General features: G+C 66.1%; 8 protein-coding genes. 3 read left to right on the forward strand and 5 right to left on the reverse strand.

Annotation, left to right across the window (positions count from 1 at the left end; all coding sequences use genetic code 11):
• Positions 1–123 precede the first annotated feature (123 nt).
• From QZ332_RS08670 to QZ332_RS08690, 5 genes are all read right to left on the reverse strand, one after another.
• A complete protein-coding gene (locus tag QZ332_RS08670; RefSeq protein ID WP_295764440.1) occupies positions 124–1041 on the reverse strand; it encodes a GDSL-type esterase/lipase family protein in 918 nt (305 codons plus the stop codon).
• Positions 1042–1250: 209 nt separating this feature from the next.
• The gene (locus tag QZ332_RS08675) at positions 1251–2162 is read right to left on the reverse strand and encodes a sugar phosphate nucleotidyltransferase (protein WP_295764441.1); all 912 of its coding nucleotides are present in this window, start codon (positions 2160–2162) and stop codon (positions 1251–1253) included.
• An 18-nt stretch (positions 2163–2180) separates the two neighbouring features.
• Positions 2181–2573, reverse strand: coding sequence for a DUF5655 domain-containing protein (locus tag QZ332_RS08680; RefSeq protein WP_295764442.1), 393 nt, complete (start codon positions 2571–2573; stop codon positions 2181–2183).
• Positions 2570–3409 (reverse strand): BadF/BadG/BcrA/BcrD ATPase family protein, encoded by an 840-nt coding sequence (locus QZ332_RS08685; protein WP_295764444.1) that lies wholly within the window; start codon positions 3407–3409, stop codon positions 2570–2572. Before QZ332_RS08685 ends, QZ332_RS08680 begins: the two co-directional genes overlap by 4 nt.
• Before the next feature lie 130 nt (positions 3410–3539).
• Entirely contained in the window at positions 3540–3767 is a 228-nt protein-coding gene (locus tag QZ332_RS08690) for a helix-turn-helix domain-containing protein (RefSeq protein ID WP_295764446.1), read from the reverse strand.
• A gap of 218 nt (positions 3768–3985) precedes the next feature.
• Here QZ332_RS08690 and QZ332_RS08695 point away from each other — a divergent pair, with 218 nt between their 5' ends.
• The 3 genes from QZ332_RS08695 to QZ332_RS08705 all read left to right on the forward strand — a co-directional run.
• Positions 3986–4165 (forward strand): CopG family transcriptional regulator, encoded by a 180-nt coding sequence (locus tag QZ332_RS08695; RefSeq protein WP_295764447.1) that lies wholly within the window; start codon positions 3986–3988, stop codon positions 4163–4165.
• 112 nt (positions 4166–4277) lie between these two features.
• Positions 4278–4511: a hypothetical protein gene (locus QZ332_RS08700; RefSeq protein ID WP_295764448.1), complete on the forward strand. Its 234-nt coding sequence runs from the start codon at positions 4278–4280 to the stop codon at positions 4509–4511.
• 174 nt (positions 4512–4685) lie between these two features.
• Positions 4686–6133, forward strand: a 1448-nt coding sequence (locus QZ332_RS08705) for a pyruvate, phosphate dikinase (RefSeq protein ID WP_295764449.1), incomplete at its 3' end; no start/stop codon positions are given.

Below are 6133 nucleotides of genomic sequence, written 5' to 3' on the forward strand. Positions count from 1 at the left end.
AGATCGTGAGTAAAAACGAGAGGGGCCCTCCCTGGGTCCCTCTCGCGACTCTCCTCGTCCCCGTTGATGGAGCCCCGGCCGCTTGTTCGGCGCGCTGGAGCGGTGAGGGGGCTCGTTCACCCGTCAGGCGGGGCCGACGGACCGCCCCTCTGGGCGCGCGGGGGCGTCAGGAGGACGCTCTGCCGCCTCCCGGGCGGCGGCGGGCCCCGCTTCCAGGCTGTGGGTCCGCAGATAGCCCAGCCAGGTCCGGCACCCGGCGGTGTTGAAGTGGACGCCGTCGGTGGTCTGCTCCACGGGGAGCACGCCGCCCTCCCCGGTGAGGCACGCCGCCACGTCCAGGAAATAGCATCCCTCCTCCTCCGCCAGGGCCTGGATGACCCCGTTGTAGGTCCGGATGCGCGCATTGTTCACGTAGGTCTCCTTCGCGTCCTGCTTGGCGCTGACCGGCGGGATGGACTGCAGGGCGATCTTGGCCTCCGGATGGTCCTCCCGGACCCGGTCGATGAGCTTGGCGTATTGGTCGTGGAAGGTCTCGGTCTTGCTCCAGCCCAGCTCGTTGATGCCCAGCATGATGTAGATCTTATCGCAGGCCTGGCCCGCCATGGCGTCCAGCAGGGGGACCTGCTCGCCGTTCCCCAGGTCATAGTTCTTCTTGGTGAACACGGACTCCACCGTGGCCCCCACGGCGGTGTATTCATATCCGGACGACAGGCCGCTGTACAGGAACAGGCCCTGGGTCCGGGAATCCCCCAGGAAGATGGCGCGCTCGAAGTATGTATCCTCCACGGCCTCCGTCTCGGGCACGGGACAGGGAGGCCCCTCCGGCTCCGCGGCCGCTCCCGGTACGGCCTTGCCCTTGCCTGCCGCCGTCATGCCGTCCATCCCGGCGGCGGGGACCGCCTTGTACAGCGCCGGCTCCGCCGCTTCCGCCGGCGGGGAGCTCACCGCCGCGCCGCTGGACGCGCCGGTGGTCAGCAGCAGCGCCGCCGCCGCCAAAGCCGCCGCGGCGCCGGGCAGGCGGCGCTTCCGTTTCCTCTCCATATAAAGATCCCTTCCCATCTATCGCGATCCCGGGGATGCCGGGGACCCAGACCGCCGGGAGATCCCGGCAGCCGAAGCCGCTCCCCTCCCTATCATATCAGAAAACGGTCGAAAAAAGTCGAAACAAATCGTGAAATTTTGACGCCGGAGCTCCGCGGCCTCCCCTGTACCATAGGACCTATGCGGAGCGTCCGCCGATCATGCCGCTCTCAGTCCCGGAGGCTCTGCGGGTACTCGCCGCTCTCGTGGAGCCGCCGCAGGGACTGGGCCACGGACTCCCGGTCCTGCCGGTAGGTCATGCCGAACCACTGCCCGGCGGAGGAGAGGACGGACACCTTCATGCGGCCCTCCCGGAGCTCCCGGTCCACCATGTCGGGGAGGAGGCGCTCGGCCCTGGGGTCGTCCCCGGCGGCGCGGAGGAAATCCTCGAGATCTTGCCGCAGGATGGGGAAGACGGAGGGCATGAAGCCCCAGAAGTTCATGGACACCACCGCGTTCGGGTCCAGGTCCCGGTCCGTCCTCAGATCCCGGAGGGAGCCGTCGGGATAGAGCTGGATGTCCCGGGTCTCCTGCACGCTCTCCAGGAACCCGTCCCGCAGGGTGCACAGCCCCCGGGTGACGGTGCCGTGGAGGCTGGCGGTGTTCTTCAGGAGATAGCCCACCATAGCGGCCTGGCCCTCCCCGGGGAGGCGCCGGAGCTCCTGGGCGATGGAGCGGTAGGCGTCGAAGCCGTAAAAATCGTCGGCGTTGATGACGCAGAAGGGCTCTCCCACCACGCTCTCGGCGCAGAGCAGGGCATGGACCGTGCCGAAGGGCCGGACCCGCCCGGCGGGGATGGCATAGAAGGCGGGGATGGAGGAGAAGTCCTGATAGGCGTAGCGGACCTCCACCGGACTGCCGTCCAGGGCGGTCTTCCCGGTCAGGTAGCCGACCAGGCGGTCCATCATCTCCCGCATCTCGGGCTTGATGATGAAGACGACCTTGCTGAAGCCCGCCCGCAGGGCGTCGTGGATGGAGTATTCCATCAAGATCTCGCCGTGGGGCCCGATGCCGTCCACCTGCTTGTCCCCGCCGTAACGGGAGCCCAGGCCCGCCGCCATGATGACCAGAGAAAGTTTCATGAGGATGCGCTCCTTCTGTCATTTATTCCCGCACCGGGTCCGCCTTGCCTCGGCGGTCCAGGTCCAAAGGTCTTCGTCGAGCCCCTCCGGCCCCGGGAGGACCAGATGGTTGGTGAAGCGGCCCGGATAGGCCTCCACCGCCAGGATCAGCCGGTCCGTCTCCAGGGGCCGGGAGAGGAACAGCGACAGCACCGCCCCGGGCGTGGGATGGCCCTTGACCCGGTTCCCCGGCAGGGTCAGGGCGCAGAAGGGCCGGGGGCCCCGGAGGCCCACCTGGGACTTCTGCGTGACGATCTGCGTGTCCGGCCAGCGCTCCAGCGCCCCCCGCAGGAAGGCCATGGCCCCCGGCAGGGCCGCCGGCTTTTGGGAGAGGAACGCCTCCGCCAGGCGCAGGGCCTCCAGGTCCGTCACGCCTCCGCCCTCTGCTCGAGGCTGTACAGCCCCGCGCCGATGGCCGTGGCGAAGGTGGCCCGCTCCGGGATGATGTAGCGGATGCCGTAGAGCCGCTGGAAATCCTCGAAGTTGGGCTTCGCCTGGGACAGCGTGGTGACGGAGCCGGTGAGGACCACGGTATCGCAGCCGCAGCACCGGCAGGCCAGCACCGTCATGGTGCCGATGGCCTGGAGCACCAGGTTCACCGCCCCGGCGGCGAGGTCCGCGGGCGCGGCGTCCTCCGCCAGGTTGCCGAAGTTGGCGGCGGTGAGGGTGGGGTCCAGGGTGGCGGCGGGGTCCGGGGAGATGTCCCGGATGGTCAGGTCGACCTTCCCCAGGTCGCCCTGCTCGGCCAGCTTCTTGATCTGGCCGAAGCGCTCCATGTCCACCAGCTTCCGGCACAGCCCGCCCAAGGTGCCGCCGCCGATGCCGCTGCCGCAGAGGTGGCGCACGCCTTTGCCCCGCTCGGCCCAGAGGAAGGCGGTGCCGGTGCCCATGGTGGCGACGACGGCCCTTTGCTGGCCGGACATGGCCAGGGCGCCGGTGCCGCTGGCGGAGAACTCGTCCACCTTGCAGGTGGGCAGGCCGTAGATGGCGCCGTCCACATGGGAGGCGCCCACGCCGGTGAGGACGACCCGGCCGATGTCGGCGAGGGCCAGCCCGTTCTTGGCGAGGTAGCTGCCGAAGGCGCCGTAGAGGCTGGTGAGGGGGTCTTCGGCTTGGACCCGGAGGGTGGAGAGGAGGGCGCCGCTATGGTCGAGGCCCACGATCTTGGTCGTGGTGCCGCCGATGTCGATGCCGAGGATGGTTTTCATAGGTGGGACCTCCCGCGATCAGATTCTCCCTCCCATTATGGGACAAACCGGGAGAAAAGTCAACCAGACAAATGGGGCCCCTGCACACGTCCGGACGGACCGGGGCCCGCCGGTCCCGATGGGGCGCGGCTCAGCGCCTCTGGGGATCGTCGGAGCGGCCCGCCAGGTAGTCCAGCGTCACGTCGAAGTAGTCCGCCAGGGCGGCGAGGGTGTTCACATGCGGATAGTCCACGCCGTGCTCGAACCGGCTTATGGCCGGCCGGGAAAGGCCGACCGCCTCGGCCAGGGCCCGGGCAGTCACGTTCCGTCCTGTCCGCAGCGCGACGAGGCGGGCTGAGAATTTTTCTTTGGAGAACATGGGGCACCCCCTTGACAAACAAATGATACCTGTACCTGTATAGGATAGGTGCAGGAGAGGTAAGCAGAACTTACTCGTGCGGAGGAGGGAGCGGGGACAGCGTTCGGCAGGGATGCGGAGAGCGCAGGCGTCCCCAAGGCGGCCTCTCGAAAAATTTTTCTTGACTTTTTTGCCCGTACGTTATATTATTATCGTACGGACAAAAAGGAGGTGCAACGATGTCCCGGCCGAGAGGGCGGCCGCCCATAGACGATCCCAAAAGCGTTCGGTTCGAGATCCGGATGACAGAGGAGCAGGACAAAACGCTCCGTGAGTGTGCGGAAAGGCTCCAAGTGACCCGGACGGACGTGATCAACAAGGGCATCGCGATGGTCAAGGCCGCACTGGACGAAAAATAGGAACAGCCCGCCACACTTGAACCAAAGCCGCGAGCTGTCCCTATCAACCACTCCCGAAGGCTTGGCAAATCCATTATGCCACATCCTCCGGGAGAAATCAAGGAGGATCTTTATGGACATGGAGATCTTGATGGAGATCGAAGACATCCAGACGGAGCTGACGGGCGGCATCGGGCTGATCGCCGTGATCGCGGACGGCCTGGGCGCGTTCTCGCGGGACAGCTGCCTGTCCGGCGAGAGCCGGCGGCGGTATGTCGACGCGCTTTACGGGACCTTCGACGCGCTGTCCGCCGTGAACGGGAAGCTCCGGGAGCGGCTGGACCGCGCCAGGGAGGGCGCGTCCTGACCGGCATTAGGGATTTTGGGCAGATCGTTTCAAATGACCCTCCATTTCTTATGCTATTTATGTATTGCTTTCCAGAAAATGAACGATTATAATAGAAAGGCATTTAGGCAAACGTTTGCCAAACGGACGGCTGTCCGCCGCCCGGCAAGGGCAAAGAACAACGGAGGAATGAAAATGAGCAAAAAGTACTGCTACCTGTTCACCGAAGGCAACGCCAACATGCGTGAGCTGCTGGGCGGCAAGGGCGCGAACCTGGCTGAGATGACCAATATCGGCCTGCCCGTCCCCCAGGGCTTCACCATCACCACCGAGGCATGCACCCAGTATTACGAGGATGGCCAGAAGATCAACGAGGACATCATGGCCGAGATCATGGAGTATATCACCAAGATGGAGGAGATCACCGGCAAGAAGTTCGGCGATCTGGAGAACCCCCTGCTGGTCTCCGTCCGCTCCGGCGCCCGGGCCTCCATGCCCGGCATGATGGACACCATCCTGAACCTCGGCCTCAACGAGGAGGTGGTGGAGGTCATCGCCAAGCAGTCCAATAACCCCCGCTGGGCCTGGGACTGCTACCGCCGCTTCATCCAGATGTACTCCGACGTGGTCATGGAGGTGGGCAAGAAGTACTTCGAGCAGCTCATCGACCAGATGAAGGAGAAGAAGGGCGTCACGCAGGACGTGGAGCTCACCGCCGACGACCTGAAGGAGCTGGCCGGCCAGTTCAAGGCCGAGTACAAGACCAAGATCGGCTCCGACTTCCCCGCCGACCCCAAGGAGCAGCTGATGGGCGCCATCAAGGCCGTGTTCCGCTCCTGGGACAACCCCCGCGCCAACGTCTACCGCCGGGACAACGACATCCCCTACTCCTGGGGCACCGCCGTCAACGTCCAGTCCATGGCCTTCGGCAACATGGGCGACGACTGCGGCACCGGCGTGGCCTTCACCCGCAACCCCGCCACCGGCGAGAAGAAGCTCTTCGGTGAGTTCCTGAACAACGCCCAGGGCGAGGACGTCGTCGCCGGCGTCCGCACCCCCATGCCCATCCAGGAGATGGCCGACAAGTTCCCCGAGGCGTTCGCCCAGTTCGAGAAGGTCTGCAAGATCCTGGAGGACCACTACCGCGACATGCAGGACATGGAGTTCACCGTCGAGGCGGGCAAGCTGTACATGCTCCAGACCCGCAACGGCAAGCGCACCCCCGCCGCCGCGCTGAAGATCGCCTGCGACCTGGTGGACGAGGGCATGATCGACGAGAAGAAGGCCGTGGCCATGATCGAGCCCCGGTCCCTGGACACGCTGCTGCATCCCCAGTTCGACGCCGAGGCCCTGAAGGCCGCCCCCGTGGCCGGCCACGCGCTGGGCGCTTCCCCGGGAGCCGCCTGCGGCAAGGTCGTCTTCTCCGCCGAGGATGCCAAGGACTGGGCCGCCCGGGGCGAGAAGGTGGTCCTGGTCCGCCTGGAGACCTCTCCCGAGGACATCGAGGGCATGAAGGCCGCCCAGGGCATCCTGACCGTCCGCGGCGGCATGACTTCCCACGCGGCCGTCGTGGCCCGCGGCATGGGCAAGTGCTGCGTCTCCGGCTGCGGCGAGATCAAGATGGACGAAGAGAACAAGAAGTT

The organism is uncultured Oscillibacter sp. (assembly GCF_910584465.1).
In the GTDB taxonomy this organism is placed as follows: Bacteria; Bacillota; Clostridia; order Oscillospirales; family Oscillospiraceae; genus Oscillibacter.

Coding starts and splice junctions, on each gene's coding strand:
- QZ332_RS08675 (WP_295764441.1), bottom strand. CDS start 2,162: ATGAAACTTTCTCTGGTCATCATGGCGGCGGGCCTGGGCTCCCGTTAC.
- QZ332_RS08670 (WP_295764440.1), bottom strand. CDS start 1,041: ATGGAGAGGAAACGGAAGCGCCGCCTGCCCGGCGCCGCGGCGGCTTTG.
- QZ332_RS08685 (WP_295764444.1), bottom strand. CDS start 3,409: ATGAAAACCATCCTCGGCATCGACATCGGCGGCACCACGACCAAGATC.
- QZ332_RS08690 (WP_295764446.1), bottom strand. CDS start 3,767: ATGTTCTCCAAAGAAAAATTCTCAGCCCGCCTCGTCGCGCTGCGGACA.
- QZ332_RS08700 (WP_295764448.1), top strand. CDS start 4,278: ATGGACATGGAGATCTTGATGGAGATCGAAGACATCCAGACGGAGCTG.
- QZ332_RS08695 (WP_295764447.1), top strand. CDS start 3,986: ATGTCCCGGCCGAGAGGGCGGCCGCCCATAGACGATCCCAAAAGCGTT.